Annotated in this window: 20 protein-coding genes and 1 riboswitch; of the genes, 11 read left to right on the top strand and 9 right to left on the bottom strand. The window is 66.3% G+C overall.

Features of this window, described 5'->3' with window-relative positions; all coding sequences use genetic code 11:
- Window positions 1–2: 2 nt before the first annotated feature.
- Window positions 3–1,211, bottom strand: a complete 1,209-nt coding sequence (gene tyrS / locus BLW48_RS21200) for a tyrosine--tRNA ligase (RefSeq protein ID WP_093056694.1) — start codon at window positions 1,209–1,211, stop codon at window positions 3–5.
- A gap of 184 nt (window positions 1,212–1,395) precedes the next feature.
- Here tyrS and BLW48_RS21195 point away from each other — a divergent pair, with 184 nt between their 5' ends.
- Both BLW48_RS21195 and BLW48_RS21190 read left to right on the top strand, forming a co-directional pair.
- A complete protein-coding gene (locus BLW48_RS21195) occupies window positions 1,396–2,742 on the top strand; it encodes a M23 family metallopeptidase (RefSeq protein WP_093177329.1) in 1,347 nt (448 codons plus the stop codon).
- Window positions 2,743–2,781: 39 nt separating this feature from the next.
- Window positions 2,782–3,906: an anhydro-N-acetylmuramic acid kinase gene (locus BLW48_RS21190; RefSeq protein ID WP_093177328.1), complete on the top strand. Its 1,125-nt coding sequence runs from the start codon at window positions 2,782–2,784 to the stop codon at window positions 3,904–3,906.
- 7 nt (window positions 3,907–3,913) lie between these two features.
- On the opposite strand, the gene mdtD is transcribed toward BLW48_RS21190, so the two are convergent.
- From mdtD to rplM, 4 genes are all read right to left on the bottom strand, one after another.
- The gene (mdtD, locus tag BLW48_RS21185; RefSeq protein ID WP_093177326.1) at window positions 3,914–5,338 is read right to left on the bottom strand and encodes a multidrug transporter subunit MdtD; all 1,425 of its coding nucleotides are present in this window, start codon (window positions 5,336–5,338) and stop codon (window positions 3,914–3,916) included.
- 81 nt (window positions 5,339–5,419) lie between these two features.
- Complete coding sequence (erpA, locus tag BLW48_RS21180) at window positions 5,420–5,785, bottom strand: iron-sulfur cluster insertion protein ErpA (protein WP_007827949.1); 366 nt, start codon at window positions 5,783–5,785, stop codon at window positions 5,420–5,422.
- Window positions 5,786–5,971: 186 nt separating this feature from the next.
- Entirely contained in the window at window positions 5,972–6,364 is a 393-nt protein-coding gene (gene rpsI, locus BLW48_RS21175) for a 30S ribosomal protein S9 (RefSeq protein ID WP_093056698.1), read from the bottom strand.
- A gap of 12 nt (window positions 6,365–6,376) precedes the next feature.
- A complete protein-coding gene (gene rplM, locus BLW48_RS21170) occupies window positions 6,377–6,808 on the bottom strand; it encodes a 50S ribosomal protein L13 (protein ID WP_028259766.1) in 432 nt (143 codons plus the stop codon).
- A 197-nt stretch (window positions 6,809–7,005) separates the two neighbouring features.
- Between rplM and BLW48_RS21165 the strand changes: the two genes are divergently transcribed.
- Window positions 7,006–7,956 carry a 23S rRNA (adenine(2030)-N(6))-methyltransferase RlmJ gene (locus BLW48_RS21165; RefSeq protein ID WP_093177325.1) on the top strand — a complete coding sequence of 317 codons (951 nt, stop codon included), beginning with the start codon at window positions 7,006–7,008 and terminating at the stop codon, window positions 7,954–7,956.
- Between the two features lie 19 nt (window positions 7,957–7,975).
- Here BLW48_RS21165 and BLW48_RS21160 read toward each other — a convergent pair whose 3' ends face one another.
- From BLW48_RS21160 to ahcY, 4 genes are all read right to left on the bottom strand, one after another.
- Window positions 7,976–8,593, bottom strand: a complete 618-nt coding sequence (locus tag BLW48_RS21160; RefSeq protein WP_093078408.1) for a septal ring lytic transglycosylase RlpA family protein — start codon at window positions 8,591–8,593, stop codon at window positions 7,976–7,978.
- A gap of 62 nt (window positions 8,594–8,655) precedes the next feature.
- Window positions 8,656–9,480, bottom strand: a complete 825-nt coding sequence (metF, locus tag BLW48_RS21155; RefSeq protein WP_093056701.1) for a methylenetetrahydrofolate reductase [NAD(P)H] — start codon at window positions 9,478–9,480, stop codon at window positions 8,656–8,658.
- Between the two features lie 10 nt (window positions 9,481–9,490).
- Window positions 9,491–10,273 carry a TlyA family RNA methyltransferase gene (locus BLW48_RS21150; RefSeq protein ID WP_093177323.1) on the bottom strand — a complete coding sequence of 261 codons (783 nt, stop codon included), beginning with the start codon at window positions 10,271–10,273 and terminating at the stop codon, window positions 9,491–9,493.
- Window positions 10,274–10,283: 10 nt separating this feature from the next.
- The gene (ahcY, locus tag BLW48_RS21145; protein ID WP_093078405.1) at window positions 10,284–11,723 is read right to left on the bottom strand and encodes an adenosylhomocysteinase; all 1,440 of its coding nucleotides are present in this window, start codon (window positions 11,721–11,723) and stop codon (window positions 10,284–10,286) included.
- 66 nt (window positions 11,724–11,789) lie between these two features.
- Window positions 11,790–11,860, bottom strand: a riboswitch (S-adenosyl-L-homocysteine riboswitch).
- Window positions 11,861–12,054: 194 nt separating this feature from the next.
- Between ahcY and BLW48_RS21140 the strand changes: the two genes are divergently transcribed.
- The 8 genes from BLW48_RS21140 to BLW48_RS21105 all read left to right on the top strand — a co-directional run bounded on the left by BLW48_RS21140 (window position 12,055) and on the right by BLW48_RS21105 (window position 20,342).
- Window positions 12,055–14,088 carry a hypothetical protein gene (locus tag BLW48_RS21140; RefSeq protein WP_093177322.1) on the top strand — a complete coding sequence of 678 codons (2,034 nt, stop codon included), beginning with the start codon at window positions 12,055–12,057 and terminating at the stop codon, window positions 14,086–14,088.
- Window positions 14,089–14,236: 148 nt separating this feature from the next.
- On the top strand, window positions 14,237–14,887 hold the full coding sequence (locus tag BLW48_RS21135; RefSeq protein ID WP_093177320.1) for a hypothetical protein: 651 nt from the start codon (window positions 14,237–14,239) through the stop codon (window positions 14,885–14,887).
- Between the two features lie 152 nt (window positions 14,888–15,039).
- Entirely contained in the window at window positions 15,040–15,534 is a 495-nt protein-coding gene (gene phaP, locus BLW48_RS21130) for a TIGR01841 family phasin (protein WP_093177318.1), read from the top strand.
- Between the two features lie 14 nt (window positions 15,535–15,548).
- Complete coding sequence (locus BLW48_RS21125) at window positions 15,549–16,478, top strand: alpha/beta fold hydrolase (protein WP_093177316.1); 930 nt, start codon at window positions 15,549–15,551, stop codon at window positions 16,476–16,478.
- 31 nt (window positions 16,479–16,509) lie between these two features.
- The gene (locus BLW48_RS21120) at window positions 16,510–16,935 is read left to right on the top strand and encodes a hypothetical protein (RefSeq protein WP_093177314.1); all 426 of its coding nucleotides are present in this window, start codon (window positions 16,510–16,512) and stop codon (window positions 16,933–16,935) included.
- Entirely contained in the window at window positions 16,932–18,005 is a 1,074-nt protein-coding gene (locus BLW48_RS21115; protein WP_093177312.1) for an alpha/beta fold hydrolase, read from the top strand. The genes BLW48_RS21120 and BLW48_RS21115 overlap by 4 nt, the downstream gene beginning before the upstream one ends.
- Window positions 18,002–18,616 (top strand): GNAT family N-acetyltransferase, encoded by a 615-nt coding sequence (locus BLW48_RS21110; protein ID WP_093056710.1) that lies wholly within the window; start codon window positions 18,002–18,004, stop codon window positions 18,614–18,616. The genes BLW48_RS21115 and BLW48_RS21110 overlap by 4 nt, the downstream gene beginning before the upstream one ends.
- Before the next feature lie 97 nt (window positions 18,617–18,713).
- Complete coding sequence (locus tag BLW48_RS21105) at window positions 18,714–20,342, top strand: peptide chain release factor 3 (RefSeq protein ID WP_093056711.1); 1,629 nt, start codon at window positions 18,714–18,716, stop codon at window positions 20,340–20,342.
- Window position 20,343 lies beyond the last annotated feature (1 nt).

Here is a 20,343-nt window from a genome sequence, read left to right as displayed (position 1 = left end):
CCTCAGCTCAGGGTCACGCGGGCGAACTTGCGCTTGCCGACCTGCACCACGTAGCTGCCTGCGGGCAGCTTCAGCGCCTTGTCGCTGACCACGGCTGAGTCGATACGCACGCCGCCACCGTCGATCAGGCGATTGCCTTCCGAGGTCGAAGGCGCCAGGTTCGCCTGCTTGAGCAGTTGGGCGATGCCCAGCGGAGCACCCGACAGCGACACCTCCGGAATCTCGTCCGGCACGCCACCCTTGCTGCGGTTGATGAAATCCTGCTCGGCCGCGTCCGCCGCCGCCGCACTGTGGAAGCGCGTGGTGATTTCCTTGGCCAGCGCGACCTTGGCGTCCTTCGGATTGCGGCCGCCCTCGATCTCGGCCTTCAGCGCCGCGATCTGCTCCAGCGACTGGAAGCTCAGCAGCGTGTACCAGCGCCACATCAGGTCGTCGGAAATCGACAGCACCTTGGCGAACATGGTGTTGGCGTCTTCGCTGATACCGATGTAATTGTTCTTGCTCTTCGACATCTTTTCGACGCCGTCGAGCCCTTCCAGCAATGGCATAGTGAGTATGCACTGCGGTTCTTGGCCATATTCCTGCTGGAGATGACGACCGACGAGCAGGTTGAATTTCTGGTCGGTGCCGCCCAGTTCGAGGTCGCTCTTGAGCGCGACCGAGTCGTAGCCCTGCATCAGCGGGTAGAGGAATTCGTGCACCGAGATCGACTGGCCGCCCTTGAAGCGCTTGTTGAAGTCGTCGCGCTCCATCATCCGGGCCACCGTGTACTTGGCGGCGAGCTGGATCATGCCGCGCGCGCCCAGGGGGTCGCTCCACTCGGAGTTGTAGCGGACTTCGGCAATATCGACGTTCAGCACCAGGCGCAGCTGGTCGAAGTAAGTCGCCGCATTGGCCTCGATCTGCTCGCGGGTCAGCGGCGGCCGGGTGCTGTTGCGCCCGGACGGGTCGCCGATGGTGGTGGTGAAGTCGCCGATCAGCGGGATCACCGTGTGGCCCAGGTCTTGCAACTGGCGCATCTTGTTGAAAACCACCGTGTGACCCAGATGAATATCCGGTGCCGTCGGGTCCAGGCCGAATTTGATGCGCAGGGGAGTCCCGGTGGCTTCGGAGCGCTGGAGCTTGCGCACCCACTCGTCCTGCGGCAGCAGCTCGTCAGCGCCGCGGAGGGATATTTCTAGCGCGCGTCCTACACTATTTGAGAGGCTCATGGATGTAACAGATTCGGCCTTTACGGGCTTTTTTAGCTGACTTTGGGGGTGCCGAAGCTATACTCAGCCCGACTTTTCAAGCGCCGAATTCTAAGCGGCGCTTTTTTCCGCACCGTCTGCTGCCGCCCTGAACGTACTGGGCCTTGCAGCACGGATTTGCAGAACCTGAGCTGGAATTCACAGTTTGATCAACGGCATTCTTGCCGCCGAGGAGCTACTTGCTTCTCGCGTGGCCTATACATTCCGGACGTACCCCAAGCAGATCACCGCGGTCATTGCTGCCGCGCTGCTGAGCGCCGGCACCCTCGCGGTGGCATCGCTCGGTCCTGACGCATCCGACCTCCCGGTCCACCAGATTCTCGAAGCGACGGCGCCAATGTCGTTCGCCGACCAGAGCGAATCGCTCGAAAACTTCAGCTTCACCCTGTTCCGCACCGACGTCACCCGTTCGAGCGACACGGCCGAGGCACTGATGAAGCGCCTGGGCATTTCCGACCCGGCCGCCACCGCCTTCGTGCGCGGCAGCGTGGAAGCCCGCAACGCGCTGTTCTCGCGCGCCGGCCGCACCGTGACGGCCGAGGCCACGCAGGAAAACCAGCTCAAGAAGCTCAGCGCCCGCTGGATTCCCGACGGCGACGGCGGCTTCAAGCGCTTCGTCATCGAACGCACGCCCACCGGCTTTGCCGGCGTGACCGAGCGCGACATGCTCACGCCGGGCACGCGCCTGGCGAGCGGCACCATCCGCACCTCGCTGTTCGCCGCCACCGACGACTCGCGCATTCCCGACGCGGTGGCAAGCCAGCTGGCCGACATCTTCGCGGGCGACGTCGACGTGCGCGCCCTGCGCAAGGGCGACCGCTTCGCCGTGGTGTACGAAACCTTCGAAGCCGACGGACAGGCGCTGCGCAGCGGCCGCGTGCTGTCGGCCGAGTTCGAGAACAACGGAAAGATCCACCAGGCCGTCTGGTTCCAGCCTCCGGGCGCGGGCCAGAAGGGCAGCTACTACCGCCCGAACGGCGACAGCCTGCGCAAGGCCTACCTGGCAACACCGGTCGAGTTCTCGCGCGTGTCCAGCGGCTTCGCGATGCGCATGCACCCGATCCTGAACAGCTGGCGCCAGCACAACGGCATCGACTACGCGGCTCCTACGGGTACCTCGGTGCGCTCGGTCGGCGACGGCACGGTCGATTTCGCGGGCACGCAGAACGGCTACGGCAACATCGTCATCATCAATCACCGCAACAACCAGCAGACGGCGTACGCACATTTGAGCCGCATCGACGTCAAGGCCGGCCAGGCAGTGAGCCAGGGCCAGACGGTCGGCGCGGTGGGCTCCACCGGCTGGGCCACCGGCCCGCACCTGCACTTCGAATTCCGCGTGGGCGGCGTCTATCAAGACCCGGCCTCCATCGCACAGGAAGGCGGCGCGCCGATCACCGCCGCCATGCGTCCGGCCTTCGAACGCGTCGCCGTGGGTGCGCGCACCGAGCTGGCGGCTGCTTTCTCGGTCATCCAGGCCAGCGCCGACTGATTCCGTCGCGCGGCCGGCCTCTCCAGCCCTGATCCAAAGATGGCCGCCGAACTTTTCATCGGCCTGATGTCGGGCACCTCACTCGATGGCGTCGATGGCGTGCTCGCCGACTTTTCCGGTGGTCGCATCGCGGTGCAGGCCTACGCCACGGCACAGTTCCCTGTGACCTTGCGCGCCGAACTGCTCGCGCTCAACACTCCCGGCGACAACGAACTGCATCGCGCGGCACTTGCCGGCAACGGGCTGGCGCGTGCGTATGCCGGTGTCGTCGCCCAGTTGCTGGCGGACAGCGGCACCGACGCCAAGGCCGTCACCGCCATCGGCGCGCACGGCCAGACGGTGCGCCACCGGCCGCTCGAGTTCGACGATGTCGGCTACACCCTGCAAGTCAACAACCCCTCGCTGCTGGCCGAGCTGACCGGCATCGACGTGGTCGGCGACTTCCGCAGCCGCGACCTCGCGGCCGGCGGCCAGGGTGCGCCGCTGGTACCAGCCTTTCACCGCGCGCTGTTCGCACGGGCCGACGAGACGGTCGCAGTGCTGAACATCGGCGGCATTTCCAACCTGAGCCTGCTGCCGGCCACGAATACGGCGGGCGGCGCCAGCGTGCTCGGCTTTGACTGCGGCCCCGGCAATGCGCTGATGGATCACTGGTGCCAGACCAACCAGGGCCAGCCCTTCGACCGTGGCGGCCAATGGGCTGCCAGCGGGCAGGTGCTGCCCGCCCTGCTCTCGCAGCTGCTGGCCGACCCGTACTTCGCCAAGACGCCACCGAAAAGCACCGGACGCGACCTGTTCAACCCGACCTGGCTCGCCACGCAACTCGGCACCACGACGATGGCGCCTGCCGATGTGCAGGCGACGCTGGCCGAATTGACCGCACAGGTCTGTGCGGCAGACGTGAAGAGCTATGGAAAAGATAGCAAGCTGCTGATCGTCTGCGGCGGCGGCGCGCTGAACGACCATCTGCTAGACCGCCTGCGCGCCCTGCTGCCTGGCATCCATGTGGCGGCCTCGACCGATCACGGCCTGCCGCCCCAACAAGTCGAGGCGGCGGCGTTTGCATGGCTTGCTCGCGCGACCGTCCGGCGCGAGGCCGGCAATCTGGCCAGCGTGACTGGCGCGCGCGGGGCACGGGTGCTCGGCGCGATCTACCCCGCCTGATTCGCCCTCAGCCCTGGCCGGAAACCTCCGGCTGGGCGGGGTGCGGCGCTCGCACTTCCGAGGGAAGATGCCAGAAGATCATCGCTGAAGCCACCGTGATCAGCCCCATACTTGCAAAGGTGGCCTGAAAGGCATCCAGCGTGTGCGCGGGCGTTTCGGTGCCGAAGATGCCGTTGTAACCCGCCAGCACGGCGCCCGCGGCGGCCACGCCCAGGCTCATAGCCAGCATCTGCACCATCGACAGCAGGCTGTTGCCGCTGCTCGCCATGCTGCCGTCCAGGTCCTTCAGCGTGATGGTGTTCATCGCGGTGAACTGCAGCGAGTTGACCGCGCCGAAAGCCAGCAGCTGCAGCACATGCAGCACCATTGGCTGGCCCGGCGCCGTCAGCCCGAAGCTGGCCATGGTGCAGCCCACGAGGATAGTGTTGACCACCAGCACCTTGCGGTAGCCGTGGCGCGTGATCAGCGGCGTGGCAAAGCGCTTCATGGCCATGCCGGCCAACGCGATCGGCAGCATCATCAGTCCGGCGCGCACCGGCGAATAGCCCATGGACACCTGCAACAGCAGCGGCACCAGGAAGGGCATGCAGCTGCTGCCCAGCCGCGAGAACAGGTTGCCGATCAGGCCGATGCTGAGCGTCGGCACATGAAACAGCGAGGGCGCAAACAGAGGCTCGGGCGTACGCGAAGCGCGCAGCCAGTAGGCGACGATGCTCGCAAAGCCGAAGATCAGCACGACCATCACGCCGCCCTGGCGCAGGCCCACGCCGTCGAGCGAGAGCGAAATCGCCACCATGCCGAAGGCCAGCATCGCGTAGCCCACGCTGTCGAAACGCTTCTGCACCACGCCGCGCAGGTCGGGCATGTACTTGAGCGTGGCGATGCAGCCCAGCAGCCCCACGGGCACGTTGATCAGGAAGATCCAGTGCCACGAGGCGTACTGCACCAGCCAGCCGCCCAACGTAGGGCCCAGCAAGGGCCCTATGAGGCCCGGAATGGCGACAAAGCTCATCGCCTGCAGGAATTCCCCACGCGGCACCGTGCGCAGCAGCGCCAGGCGCCCCACGGGCAGCAGCAACGCGCCGCCCAGGCCCTGGACCACCCGGGCGGCCACCAACTGGCCCAGCCCGTGCGAGAGCGCGCACAGCACCGATCCGGCGGCGAACAGCACGATCGCCGAGAAAAAGATGCGTCGCGTGCCGAAGCGGTCGGCAATCCAGCCCGAAGCGGGGATCAGCATCGCCATGGTGAGCGCGTACGCCACCACCACCGACTGCATGCGCAGCGGGCTCTCGCCGAGGCTCGCGGCCATCGCCGGCAGTGCGGTGTTGATGATGGTGGCGTCGAGCGTCTGCATGAAGAAGCCGACGGCGACGAGCCACAGCAGGCTCTTGCGAACGGGATTGACAGCGGCGTCAGCCTCGGAGTTCATAGGCAGGGAAAAGAGAAGCAGGAACGAAAAAGCCGCCCGGAGGCGGCTTATTGGGGAAGCTGGGTCAGCAGCATTCAGGCATCAGGCCGAGAAGCTCGATCCGCAGCCGCAGGTGCTGGTGGCGTTCGGGTTCTTGATCACGAACTGGGCGCCTTGCAGGTCTTCCTTGTAGTCGATCTCGGCGCCGACCAGGTACTGGTAGCTCATGGCGTCGATCAACAGCGACACGCCGTTCTTGGTCATGGTGGTGTCGTCTTCGTTGGTGATTTCATCGAAGGTGAAACCGTACTGGAAGCCGGAGCAGCCGCCACCCTGCACGAACACGCGCAGCTTCAGGTCGGGATTGCCTTCCTCGGCGATCAGGTCGGCCACCTTGGCGGCCGCGCTGTCTGTGAAGACGATCGGCTCGGGCATCTGGGTCTGGATGTTTTCGGCAACGGCGCTCATGGGGTGATAACTCCTAGGGGGCCGGACATGCGGCCAATGGAACGAATGCTACTGCAATGCCGCATTCTCGGCAGGCTGGGTGTGGCGTGCACCCCAATGCAAGTGGGGTTGGAGGCCCCTGTGCCAAGAGGGCTTCCAATGAAAAAGCCGCCCGAAGGCGGCTTTTTGTTCGCAGCGAACAGTGGATCAGCGCTTGCTGAACTGCTTGCGACGACGGGCGGAGTGCAGACCGACCTTCTTACGCTCGACTTCACGTGCATCGCGCGTCACGAAGCCGGCTTGGCTCAGGACGGGCTTGAGCGACGCGTCGTAGTCGATCAGCGCACGGGTGATGCCGTGGCGCGTGGCGCCGGCTTGACCCGATTCGCCGCCACCGTTCACGTTCACCATCACGTCGAAAGCTTCGAGGTTGTTGGTCAGCGCGAGGGGCTGCTTGGCAATCATGATCGAGGTTTCGCGGCCGAAGAACTCTTGGATGTCCTTGCCGTTGACCGTGATCTTGCCGGTGCCTTTTTTCAGAAACACGCGGGCGACGCTCGATTTGCGACGGCCGGTGCCATTGTTCCATTCACCAATCATTCTCAAGGCTCCTTACAGTTCCAGCACTTTGGGCTGTTGGGCGGTATGCGGGTGCTCAGCACCACCGTACACCTTGAGTTTCTTGATCATCGCGTAACCGAGCGGGCCCTTGGGCAGCATGCCCTTGACAGCCTTTTCCAGGGCGCGGCCCGGGTGCTTGGATTGCATGTCGCGGAAGTTCGTCGCCGTGATACCGCCCGGGTAGCCCGAGTGACGGTAGTACACCTTGTCGATCGACTTGGCGCCGGTGACGCGCAGTTGCGCGGCGTTGATGATGACGATGAAGTCACCGGTATCGACGTGAGGCGTGTAAATGGCCTTGTGTTTGCCGCGCAAACGGAGAGCAACTTCGCTGGCTACTCGTCCGAGGACCTTGTCGGTCGCGTCAATCACAAACCACTCGTGCGTCACGTCAGCGGGCTTGGCGCTGAACGTTTTGGTCATGAGTTTTTCTCTTGAAAAGAGGGTTTGTCGAGCCCTTTTCCACGGTCGGCGTTCCTCTGACGGGAATCTCTTAGGTGGGAAGGTAGTCTTCGCCGCGGGGCCACAAAAACGCTGCGAAGCCCGCGATTATATAAAGAATGGCCCTGTGCTGGCAAATTCGCATATGTGCGGCCCAACACCGTTACCATCCTCCCCCTATGTTCAGTTACCGCCACGCCTTCCATGCCGGCAACCACGCCGACGTGCTCAAGCACACGGTGCTGATTGCCACGCTCGACCATCTGCTTGAAAAAGAGGCAGCCCTGACGGTCGTCGACACTCACGCCGGCGCCGGTCTGTACCGGCTCGACGGCGACTACGCCGGCACCAGCGGCGAAGCGGCTGACGGCATCCTGCGCCTTCTTTCAGACAAGAAAGAGCCCACCACGCCCGCCCCCGCGGCGAAGTCCGCTAGCAAAAAGGTAGCACCCGAAGCCGAGGCCCCGCTGGCCGATGCGATCGCCCGCTACCTCAGCGTGATCCACGACTTCAACCCCAAGGGCGGCGCGCGCGTCTACCCCGGTTCGCCGTTCATCGTGCAGCACCTGCTGCGCGACCACGACAAGCTCAAGCTGTTCGAGCTGCACCCGACCGACGCCCGCACGCTGGACGCCAACATCGCCCAGCTCGAGGCCGGACGCCAGATCGCGGTGCTGCGCGAAGACGGCTTCGGCAGCGCCACCAAGTTCCTGCCGCCGCCGTCGCGCCGCGCACTGGTGCTGATGGACCCCAGCTACGAGATGAAAACCGACTACGGCCGGGTGCTTGATTTCGCGGCCGAGGCGCTCAAGCGCTTTGCCACCGGCACCTACGCGATCTGGTATCCGATCATTCCGCGCCCCGAGGCGCACGACCTGCCGCGCCGGCTCAAGACGATGGCGACCAAGGCCGGCAAGTCATGGCTGCACGCCACGCTGACGGTCAAGTCCAGCAAGATCACGACGGATGCGTCGGGCGAAACGCACCGGCCGGGGCTGCCGGCCAGCGGCATGTTCCTGATCAATCCGCCGTACACGCTGAAGCCGCTGCTGGCGGCTGCGCTGCCGCAGCTGGTGGAGCGCCTGGCGCAAGACCGGCATGCCGCCTTCTCGCTCGATTCGGGCGGCTGAGCCTCCGCCTTTTCGTTTCTTATTTACGGCGACGAGGCGGCACGATCACCTTGCGCCGCGCGGGCACCGGCGACTTGGCTCGCTGCTGCACGGCCGCAGCCGCCACTGGCGCCGACGCATCGCCTGCCTCCACCGGCAAACCACCACAGCGCATCCCTTCACGGTCGACGATCGACAGCGCCACCTGCTTGATGCCCAGGCCCGTCAGGCCGATGCGGTCGGCCGCCGCACGGCTCAGGTCGATCACGCGACCCGCTGCATAGGGCCCGCGGTCGTTGATGCGCACCAGCACCTCGCTGCCGTTGACGAGGCTGCGCACGCACACGCGCGTGTTGAAAGGCAGGGTCTTGTGGGCCGCCGTCAGGGCGGTCATGTCGAAGCGCTCGCCGCTGGCGGTCTTGCGCTGGTGGAACTGGATGCCGTACCAGGAGGCGCCGCCGCGCTCGAAGATTTCGCGCGGCCCGTCGTCGCCGGGCACGCCGTCGTCCGGCGTCTGTTCGCCCATTCCGGACACCGCCAGGTCATAGCGCACCGACGGCACGCTCGAACGCGGCGCCGCGCCCGGCGGCACCGCGATGGCACGGGGCAAGGGCAGCAGCTTCCCCGTTCCGCCTTCGGCGTCCGTGGCCGGCGGCATGGCGCAACCGGCGAGAACGCAGGTCGCAGCGACCAGGACTGCACGGAGCCCCGCGCGCCCTCTCAATCGAGGCGCTCCAGTACAGCCAGCGTGGCCGCCGACTGGTTCATCGTGTAGAAGTGCAGCGCCGGGGCGCCACCGTCGCGCAGGCGCGCACACAGGTCGGTCACCACGTCGAGGCCGAAGGCCTTGATCGATGCCGTGTCGTCGCCGAAGCTTTGCAGCCGCAGGCGGATCCAGCGCGGAATCTCGGCGCCGCAGGCGTCCGAGAAGCGCATGAGCTGCGTCGAGCTCGTGATCGGCATGATGCCCGGCACGATCGGCGTGTCGAGCCCCAGCTTGCGCGCGTCGTCGACGAAGCGGAAGTAGGCCTCGGGGCTGAAGAAGTACTGCGTGATTGCCGAATCGGCGCCCGCCTTCACCTTGGCGGCAAAGGCCTGCAGATCAGCCTCGGGCGAACGGGCCTGCGGATGGATCTCGGGGTAGCAGGCCACCTCGATGTGGAAGTCTCGGCCGGTCTCTTCGCGGATGAAGGCGACGAGGTCGCTCGCATACAGGAATTCGCCGCCGATGCCATAGCCGCTCGGCAGGTCGCCGCGCAGGGCCACGAGGCGCTTGACGCCCATGGCCTTCAGCTCGGCGAGCTGCTCGCGCACCGTGGCGCGCGTGGCGCCGATGCACGAGAAGTGGCTCGCGGCGTCCACGCCTTCGGACAGGATCTCCTGCACCGCACCGAAAGTGCCCTGGTGCGTGGAGCCGCCCGCGCCGTACGTGACCGAGCAGAACTGCGGCTTGCGCACATACAGCTGCTGGCGCACGGCGCGCAGCTTGACCGCGCCTTCGGGCGTCTTGGTCGGGAAGAATTCGAAACTCAGCGGAAGGCGCACCTGCGTCTCCTTAGGAACCGTCGTTCGCGTCCTGGACGGCACGAACGGCGTGAATGAAAAACTCGCGGTTGCCGTCGCCTCCGGCGATCGGGCTGTCGAACCACTGCAGCACCCGCAGGCCCAGCGCCTCGCAGGCATCGTGCAGGCGTTTTTCGACCACCGCATACATCGACTCGTCGCGCACGATGCCGCCCTTGCCGACCTGGCCGGGCTGCAGTTCGAACTGCGGCTTGACCAGCATCAGCAGACGCCCGTCGTCCGCCAGGAATTCGACCACCGCCGGCAGCACCAGCGTGAGCGAAATGAACGAGAGGTCGCCAACGATCAGGTCGAAACGCGACTCGCCTTCTTCTTCCAGGTCATCGGGCGACAACGCACGCGCATTGACGCCTTCGATGGCAACCACGCGCTCGTCCTCGCGCAGCCGTGCATGCAGCTGCCCGTGGCCGACATCGACGCCAACCACCTTCGCGGCACCGCGCTGCAGCAGGCAATCGGTAAACCCGCCCGTCGACTGGCCCACGTCGAGGCACAGCTTGCCGGAGGGATCGATGCCGCTCTCGGCCAGCGCGCCTTCGAGCTTGAGCCCGCCGCGCGACACATAGCGCGCCTCGGCCGCATCGGCCAGCTCGAGCTCGGCCGACTCGGGCACGTCGTCCTTGTTCTTGACGACCGAGCGCCACGCGTCGCTCGTGCCCGCGTCGCGCCAGCGCAGGCCGCCGGCAATGAGCCGCACCGCTTGCGAACGCGACGCGGCCAGGCCGCGCTCCACCAACAGTTGATCAGCGCGCATCCGTTGTCGATCAGTAGCGGTACGTGTCCGGCTTGTACGGACCGTTCTTGCTTACGCCGATATAGGCGGCCTGCGCGTCGGTCAGCTCGGTGAGCATGGCGCCGACCTTCTTCAGGTGCAGGCGCGCGACCTTCTCGTCCAGGTGCTTGGGCAGCACGTAGACCTTGCCGGCCTGGTAGGCGTCGGGCTTGGTGAACAGCTCGATCTGGGCGATGGTCTGGTTCGCGAACGACGACGACATCACGAAGCTCGGGTGGCCCGTGCCGCAGCCCAGGTTCACGAGGCGGCCCTTGGCCAGCAGGATGATCTTCTTGCCGTCCGGGAACTTGATGTGGTCGACCTGCGGCTTGATTTCTTCCCACTCGTACTTCTCGATCGACGCGACGTCGATCTCGTTGTCGAAGTGGCCGATGTTGCAGACGATGGCCTGGTCCTTCATCTTGGCCATCGTGTCGTGCGTGATGACGTCCTTGTTGCCGGTGGTGGTCACGAAGATGTCGGCCTTGTCGGCGGCATATTCCATCGTCACGACCTTGTAGCCTTCCATCGCGGCCTGCAGGGCGTTGATCGGGTCGATCTCGGTCACCCACACTTGCGCCGACAGTGCGCGCAGTGCCTGTGCCGAGCCCTTGCCCACGTCGCCGTAGCCGGCCACGCAGGCCACCTTGCCGGCGATCATCACGTCGGTCGCGCGCTTGATGCCGTCCACCAGCGATTCGCGGCAGCCGTACAGGTTGTCGAACTTGCTCTTGGTGACCGAGTCGTTCACGTTGATGGCGCGGAACAGCAGCGTGCCCTTGGCGCTCATCTCGTTCAGGCGGTGCACGCCGGTGGTGGTTTCCTCGGTCACGCCGATGATCTCGGCCGACTTGCGGGTGTACCAAGTCGAATCGACGGCCAGCTTGGCCTTGATGGCGGCGAAGAGAATGCGCTCTTCCTCGCTGCCCGGGTTGGCGAGCACGCCCAGGTCCTTCTCGGCGCGCTGGCCCAGGTGCATCAGCAGCGTGGCGTCGCCGCCGTCGTCCAGGATCATGTTCGGGCCTTCGCCCTTCGAGTCCTTGGGGCCGAAGTCGAAGATGGCGTGGGTGTAGTCCCAGTAATCCTTCAGCGACTCGCCCTTGATGGCGAACACCGGCGTACCTGCCGCGGCGATGGCGGCGGCGGCGTGGTCCTGCGTCGAGAAGATGTTGCACGAGGCCCAGCGCACGGTCGCGCCTAGCGCCTGCAGCGTCTCGATCAGCACGGCCGTTTGAATGGTCATGTGCAGCGAGCCCGTGATGCGCGCGCCCTTCAGAGGCTGCGCCTTCGAGAACTCTTCGCGGATGGCCATCAGGCCGGGCATCTCGGTTTCCGCGATCTTGATTTCCTTGCGGCCCCAGGCGGCGAGGGACAGGTCGGCGATCGCCTGGTCGGCGGTCGAAACGGGGGTGGGCTTGAGAACAGCGCTCATGGGAACTCCAACAAAACTGGTTTGAAAGATGCCGCTGCGTACGGGGAACGGACTCACCGCAAGAACAGCGGGTGAGCGTGGTTGCGATGTGTGGTCCGAGCCTCACGCCTGACGGCGCTGCAACGCTCCTCGGAACGGCGGATTGTAGACGGGGCAAGAGCCTGCGCCAATGCTCGGGGCTTGGCTGACATTTGTCACCCTCGGAGTGACATTGACCTCTGGTTACGATTTCCTCGGGTTTGGTTCAGCAGCCAACCGGCCTGTTGTCGAGCCTATCTGAAAACAAAAGGGCACAAAAATGAGGATGACGAGGAATCTTGCGAGTTGGTGCATGGTCGCCTTGCTGGCGGCTTGCGGGGGAGGAGGAGGCGGCTCCGGTGGCCTTTCGCTGTCGTCGGGCGGCAGCGGCAAGCCGGAGGTCGCGGCCGGCAAGACCCTGGGCGCGGACGCGCGCAACGGCAGCTATCGCGTCTACGCGGCCAATGGCACGCAACAGCAACTGGCGGTCGATTTCGACGCCGGCAGCTACACGATGACGGACAACCTCGGCCTGGCCGAGTCCGGCACTTTCAGCGAAGACTTCACCGAGCCGGGGACCTACGTCTTTGCCAGCAGTCGGATCACGACTGCGGCCAACACCTCGCGCTTCCGGGTGACGACGGACGCCATCGTCGGTGCCTTCCCGTTCCAGACCGCGTACTCGAGCCCCGCTGCGTATGCCGCGCAGCCCTTCATAGCCGCGCGCGACTTCGTGGCTGACGCCGCATTGCTCGACAGCGACTACAACCGCCTCGGCATAACACGCAACGGCGCCGGCGCTTCGGACTCGCAAATCCTGTCCATGCGCGTCTCCGGCACCGGCACGACGCTCGAGATCTGTCTCGACAACGTGGTCTACCGAATCGCCTTGTGTCCCGCCACGTCGAAGCGAACCTACACAATCGCCGCAGACATCGACAGCGCGTGGGTTGCGACCAACATTGCCGATGCCGCTGACACAGTGAGGTTCCGGATGGCGCGCATCGGCGGCCAGAACGTCTATCTGGCGGCGGGCACCAGCTCGACTGCGCCGGCCACCCAGCTCTTGAGGATCGGTCTGCCCGACTCTTCGAACTGGCCCACCACCCGCGGCATCGGCGCATCGACCACGGGCAGTTGGGGCAGCAACCTGATCGACACCGCCAACTCGGTGCGCACAGCCACCAGCACGGACGGCACCTACGGCACCCTGACGATGCCGATAGGCGGCACCTTTCCGCTGCCGCCCGAAGGCATCCGCACCGTCAACAGCGGCGGCGCGAGCAGCTACTTCGCGATGCAGAACGGCCTGCTCTCGGTGGTCGTCGGTTCGCGCAACCCCAACACGCAGGGCTACATCCAGATCAACCTGATCGACACCGGCACCGCGCCCGACGCACGCAATGGCCGCTACAAGGTCTACGCCACCAACGGCACGCGGCAGACGCTGGCGCTTAACCTCGACAGCAAGCGCTACGAGATGACCGACGAGACCAGCACCGTCGCCTCCGGCAGCTTCGCCGAAGACGCGGCAGAAGCCGGCAGCTTCGTCTTCGACAGCAGCCGCATCACAAGCCCGGTGAACACGGCGCGCTTCCGTCTCGCGACGGACACGGTGGTCGGATCGTTCCCGTTCGCGGTCGCGCAGGTCACTCCGGTGAGCTACGGTGTGCGGCCGTTCGTCGCATCGCGTGCGCTGGTGAAGACGCAGGCAGCTCTCGACGGCGTTTACAACCGTCTGGGCATCAACCTGACGGCCACCACCGGCGATTCGTCGATCACGCAGATCCAGATCGCCAACGGAGGCGCCACGCTCTACCTGTGCAACGACAACGGGATCTACCGCATCGACAACTGCCCTGCAGCCTCCCTGCGGACCTACACCGTGTCGGCCGGCCCGACCGTCGACACCTGGCACATCGTGAGCGTGACCAATCCCTCCGACAACGGCAACTTCGGGATCGCACGCATCGGTGGGGAGAACGTCTACCTCGGGGCCGGCGTCAGCTCCTCGACGCCCACGATCTCGCAGTTCCGCATCGGCCTGCCGGAGCGCTCTACATGGCCCACCATCGCCGCACGCGGTGGCGCCACCAACGGCAGCTGGGGCGGCACGTCCATCGACGCCGTCAACTACGCCCGCGCGCAGGTGCTACCCGACGGCACCACGGCCACGCTCAGTGCGACGCTGGGTTCGATGGGCACGATCGGCCCGCTCAACATGCGCGCGGCAACGTTCGGCGGCACCGCGTTCCACTTCGCAAGCCAGAGCAGCAAGCTCTTCGCGATGGTCGGCTCGCGCAACCCGGCCACGGCCGGCGCGCTTGAAATCGGCCTGATCGACTGACGCTCCAGGCTCTTCGTAAAAAAGGCCGCACACCGCATCGCGCGGTGTGCGGCCTTTTTTCTTGCTCATTCAGGCCTAAGTCGGCGGTCTGCACGATTCGCCGCCGCGACGTACATTGGCCGGACTCCCATCGCCCCCGAAAGCCACCATGCCGATTTCCCTGTCCAGCGCGTCCAAAGCCCTGCTCGCCACCACCGCCACCGCCCTTTGCCTGACCGCCGCCGTGCTGCCGGTCACCGCATCGGCGCAAAGCCCCGACACCGTACGCATCCGCGGCACCATCGTGCGCGTCGATGCCAACACCCTCGTCGTGCAGGACCGCGGCGGCGAGGTCGTCTCGCTCGCACGCCCGGCCGAGATGGCCGTGTCCGAGGTCTACCGCATCAAGCTGTCCGACATCAAGCGCGGCAGCTTCATCGGCACCGCCGCCATGCCGCAGGCCGACGGTACGCAGAAGGCGCTCGAAGTGGTGGTGTTCCCCGAGGCTGCGCGCGGCACGGGCGAAGGCCACCGCCCATGGGACCTGCTGCCCCAGAGCACCATGACCAACGCCACGGTCGCCGACCTGGCCGCGGCGCCGAAGTCGGTGCGCGGCGGCCAGCAGCTGCGGCTGACCTACAAGGGTGGCGAGAAGACCGTCATCGTGCCGCCCGATGTGCCCGTGGTCACCTTCCGCCCCGGCACCGACGCGCTGCTGGTGCCCGGCGCCCACGTGCTGGTCAATGCGCAGGAGAAGAACGGCACGCCCACGGCATTGCGCGTCACGGCCGGCCGCAACGGCTTTGCGCCGCCGATGTAAGAAGAAGCCCGGCACCCAAGGGAAATCCCGCAGGCATTTTTGTCGCTGCGGCAACCTCCGGTGCATCTGTGCGGCGTATCGTGGCGAGGGACTTTTGCCGTCAGGCTGGTCCCTGCCATCCAACCGTTCACCGTCACAGGAGATTCCGCACCATGGCCACTGCCAAGAAAGCCGCCGCCAAGAAGACCACCGCCAGCAGCAGCACCGCCAGCGCGAAGACGGCAATGCCGACCGCCGCGGACATGCTCAATCCGCTGAAGGGCATGGCCGACAAGCTGCAGAACCTCAACCTGACCGGCGGCGCCGGCAAGCTGCTGGAGAGCGGCCGCAAGGACCTGGCGGCGCTGATGCAGGCCAACGAGAAGTCCTACCAGGGCCTGCAGACCGTCGTGCAGCGGCAGACCGAAATGATCAAGAGCGCGATTGCCGAATGGCAGACCGCCGCCAAGGAAATGCCGGGCAAGGACCCGAAGGAAAACCTGGCCAAGCTCGACGAACTCGGCCGCCAGTCTTTCCAGCGCGCCATCGACGACATCAAGGAGCTGGCCAACCTCGCCGCCAAATCGCAGGCCGATGCCTTCGACGTGGTGCGCCAGCGCATCCAGGCCAACGTGGACGAAGTGACGAAGCTGCTGCAGCGCAAGTAAGCCGGGCCGCAGCCATGACCGCAGTCCCGCCCCGCGTCGAGCAGCGCACGCGCGCCAACGGCATCGAGCTCGCCTGGGACAGCTTCGGCGACGCCGGTGCACCGCCGCTGCTGCTGGTCATGGGCCTCGGCGCGCAGATGGTGGCGTGGGACGACGCGTTCTGCGCCCGGCTCGCCGAAGCCGGCGGGCACCGCGTGATCCGCTTCGACAACCGCGACATCGGCCATTCGACGCATCTCTCGCACCTCGGCGTGCCCGACATCCAGGCACTGATGGCGCAGGCGATGGCGGGCCAGCCGCTGCGAACGCCCTACAACCTGCGCGACATGGCCGCCGACTGCGTCGGGCTGCTCGACGCGCTGGGCATCGCGCGTGCCCACATCGTGGGCGCCTCGATGGGCGGCGCCATCGGGCAGGAGCTGTGCATCCACCACCCGCACCGCATGCTGTCGTTCACCAGCATCATGTCGACCACCGGCGCTCCGGGCCTGCCGCCGCCCACGCCCGAGGCGATGGCCGTACTGTTCACGCCTTCGCCGACGACCTTCGAGGCCTACCTGCCGCACTACGCCAGGGTGTGGCGCGTGCTGCGCGGCCCGTCTGACTTTCCGCTCGACGAGGCGCGCGACGCCGAAAAGGCCCAGCTCGTGTTCCTGCGCGGCCTCAACCCGGCCGGCGTGGCACGGCAGCTCGCGGCCATCCTGGCCTCGGGCAACCGCAAGCCCGCGCTGCGCGACGCGCGCGTGCCAACGCTGGTGATCCACGGCGACGCCGATCCGCTGGTGCCGGTGGCCTGCGGGGTGGACGTGGCCGATGCCATCCCGGGCGCGCAGCTGCTGCGCATTTCGCGCATGGGCCACGCGCTGCCCATTCCGATGTGGCCGCAGATCGTCGACGCCATTGCCGCGCACACGGCGCACACGGCGCGGCACCCGAACACCTGAGACAAGAACGACAGACAAGGGAGCACCTGCCATGAACCAGTTCTCCCCGCTCGACCCGATGGCGATGTGGCGCGAGCTCACCGCCCAGTGGGAAAAGAGCACCAACGAGTTCGCCAACGAAGCCATGGCCTCCGACCCTTTCCGCCAGGGCATGCACGGCGGCATGAACGCCTCGCTCACCGCGCAGAAGGCGCTGGGCGACCTGATGGCGCGCTACCTGACGCTGCTGAACCTGCCCACGCGCGCCGACCTCCAGGTGCTGGGCGAGCAACTGCAGCGCATCGACGATCACCTTGCGCGCATCGCCCGTGCGGTGGAAGGCGGCTCCGGCCCCGCGCCGACTGCGCAAGCTGCCGCACCGAAGCCGCGCCGCACGCGCCAGCCGCCGAGCCCGCCGCCGGCCGCAACAGCGAAGCCGGCCCGCACGCGCAAGCCAGCAGGAAAGCGCCCCACATGACCCCCGCCCTCGATGCCTTCGCCCTGCCCGACATCGGCGCTGAGATCGAGCGCGCGATCCAGCGCAACATCAAGGGCCTGGACTTCCTCACCTCGGCCACGCCCACCGTCGGCCAGACGCCGAAGGACGAGATCCACCGGCGCGGCACGCTGAGCCTGTACCACTACCACCCGATGGTCGACGAGATCTACCGCGTGCCGGTGCTGATCGTCATGGCAACCACCAACCGCGGCTACATCCTCGACCTCGCTCCGGGCCAGAGCATGGTCGAGCACCTGCTGCTGCAGGGCTACGACGTCTACATGATGGACTGGAACGCGCCGCGCCCCGACGAGAAGCGCCTGCGCATCGAAGACTACGTGCTCGACTTCATCCCCGATTCGCTGCGGCGCGTGCAGGAACGCTCGGGCGAGGAAGACGTCACACTCATCGGCTACTGCATGGGCGGCGTGCTCTCCACGCTCTATGCGGCGCTGCACCCCGGCGGGCCAATGAAGAACCTTGCGCTCTTCACCACGCCGATCGACTTCAGCCACATGAAGATGTTCCATGCGTGGTCGGACAAGCGCTACTTCGACGTCGACCGGCTGGTCGACACCGTAGGCAACGTGCCGCCCGAGATGCTGTTCGCCTCCTTCGACATGCTGCGCCCGGCGGGCCGCAGCGCAGGCGTGGTGCAACTGTGGGACAACATGGACAACGACGAGTTCGTCAAGTCGTACCGCATGTTCGATCGCTGGGGCACCGAGATGCTTCCGCTGGCCGGCGAGTATTTCCGCCAGACCGTTAAGGAACTCATGTGGGGCAACAAGCTGCACAAGGGCGAACTGACGCTCGGCGGGCGCAAGGTGCTGCTGAAGAACATCAAGGTGCCGGTGCTGCACGCGCTCGCGCAGCACGACCACATCGTTCCGTATGAAGCGGGGCAGCCGCTGATTGCCGGCATCGGCTCGGCCGACAAGGAAGAAGTGGTGCTCAAGGGCGGCCACGTCAGCCTTGCCGCCGGCCCCAACGCAGTGCGCAGGCTGTGGCCCAAACTCGACGAATGGCTTGGAATGCGATCGACATGACCATCACCGCCGTTTCCGATTCCTTTTCGCGGACCTATCCGCGCACCGTGACGAGCAGCGAAGGCAACATCGTCCTGCGCCTGATGACCGCGGACGACGCTGCGGCCGTGCTGGCCTTCGCGCAGGCACTGCCCGCGCACGACCTGCTCTTTTTGCCGCGCGACATCACCCAGCCCAAGGTGATGAACGCCTGGGTGCGTGCCATCGAGCGCGGCGACATCGACAGCGTGCTCGCGGTGCGCGAAGCCGCGGTACTTGGCTGCGCGGCGGTGATCCGCGATCCGCACTCGTGGTCCAGTCACGTCGCCGAGTTGCGCGTGCTGGCCGCGCCCGAGCAGCGCGGCAGCGGCCTGGGCCAGCGGCTCGCGCGCGAGGCCTGCTCGCTGGCCATCGAGCGCGGGGCGGAAAAACTCGTCGCCCGCATGACCGTCGACCAGCGCAGCGCCATCGCCGTCTTCCAGGCCCTGGGCTTCCGCCCCGAGGCGCTGCTGAGCAAGCACGTGAAGGACTGGCAGGGCGTGACGCACGACCTCGTGGTGCTGAGCCACGACGTGGCGCGGTTCGAGGCGCAGATGCGGGCTTATGGGATGAACGAAGCGCTCGGAGCCTGAAAGAAGCAGGCGTCTGCGGGGGTGCCTTGCCAGGGCCGGACGGGGCGCAAACCGCCGCCCTTCTAAAATCGCGGCATTCCCCCGCAGATTGCCCACCTTGTCTTTTGTTGCCGAAACCCGCCGCCGCCGCACCTTCGCGATCATTTCCCACCCTGACGCCGGCAAGACCACGCTGACCGAAAAGCTGCTGCTTTTCTCCGGCGCGATCCAGATCGCCGGCTCGGTGAAGGCGCGCAAGGCCTCGCGCCATGCCACTTCCGACTGGATGGAAATCGAAAAGCAGCGCGGCATCTCGGTGGCCTCGTCGGTCATGCAGATGCTGTATCGCGACCACGTCATCAACCTGCTCGACACGCCCGGCCACAAGGACTTCTCGGAAGACACGTATCGCGTGCTCACCGCCGTCGACTCGGCGCTGATGGTGATCGACGCGGCCAACGGCGTGGAAGCGCAGACGCGGCGGCTGATCGAAGTCTGCCGCCAGCGCGACACGCCCATCATCACTTTCGTCAACAAGATGGACCGCGAAGTGCGCGAGCCGCTGGACATCCTCGACGAGGTGGAGCGCGAGCTCGGCATGCCCTGCGTGCCCATGACCTGGCCCGTGGGCCAGGGCAAGACCTTCCGAGGGATCATGAACCTGCGCACGCAGGCGATGACGGTGTTCGAGTCGGGCAGCGAACGTCTGCCGCAGGACTTCGAGACCATCCCGCTGAGCGAGCGCGACACGCTCACCAAGCGCTTCGGCGCCGACTTCGAGACCGCCATGGACAGCATGGAGCTGGCCACCGGCGCATCGCCCACCTGGGACCGCGAAGCCTTCCTTGCCGGCAAGCAGACGCCCGTGTTCTTCGGCTCCGGCGTGAACAACTTCGGCGTGATGGAAGTGCTCGATGCACTGGTCGACCTTGCGCCATCGCCGCAGTCACGCACCAGCACTACCATGGTCAACCGCCAGCCGGTAGTGAAGGAGATCCAGCCCGAGGACAAGGACTTCGCGGGCGTGGTCTTCAAGGTGCAGGCCAACATGGACGCCAACCACCGCGACCGCATCGCCTTCGTGCGCATGGCCTCGGGCAAGTACACGCCGGGCATGAAGCTCAAGGTGCAGCGCACCTCGAAGGAACTGCGCCCCACCAGCGTGGTGACCTTCATGAGCCAGCGCCGCGAGGCGGTGGAAGAGGCCTACGCGGGCGACATCGTGGGCTTTACCACGCACGGCGGCGTGCAGCTGGGCGACACCATCACCGACGGCGCGAGCCTGCAGTTCACCGGCCTGCCCTTCTTCGCGCCCGAGCTGTTCATGACCGTGATCCTGAAGAACCCGCTGCGCACCAAGCAGCTGCAGCAGGGCCTGGCCCAGTTGGGCGAAGAAGGCGCGATCCAGGTGTTCCGCCCCGAGGTCGGCGGCCCGATGCTGCTGGGCGCGGTCGGCCAACTGCAGTTTGAAGTGGTGCAGCACCGCCTGAAGGCCGAGTACGACGCCGACGTGCGGCTCGAAGGTTGCCAGTACACCGGCGCACGCTGGATCACGGCCGACACGCCGGCCGAGCTGCGCGAGTTCGTCAACGCGTACCCGGTGCGCATGGCCAAGGACGCGGCCGATACGCTGGCCTTCCTGTGCACCTCGCCGTACGACGTGCGGCTGGCGCAGGAGCGGTTTCCGAAGATCCACTTTCATCCGCTGCGGGAGCATGCGGGGTTGGCGCTGCAGAGCGCCGGTTGAT

The organism is Variovorax sp. YR266, assembly GCF_900107295.1.
In the GTDB taxonomy this organism is placed as follows: Bacteria; Pseudomonadota; Gammaproteobacteria; order Burkholderiales; family Burkholderiaceae_C; genus Variovorax.
This window is presented reverse-complemented; position numbering and strand designations above follow the sequence as displayed.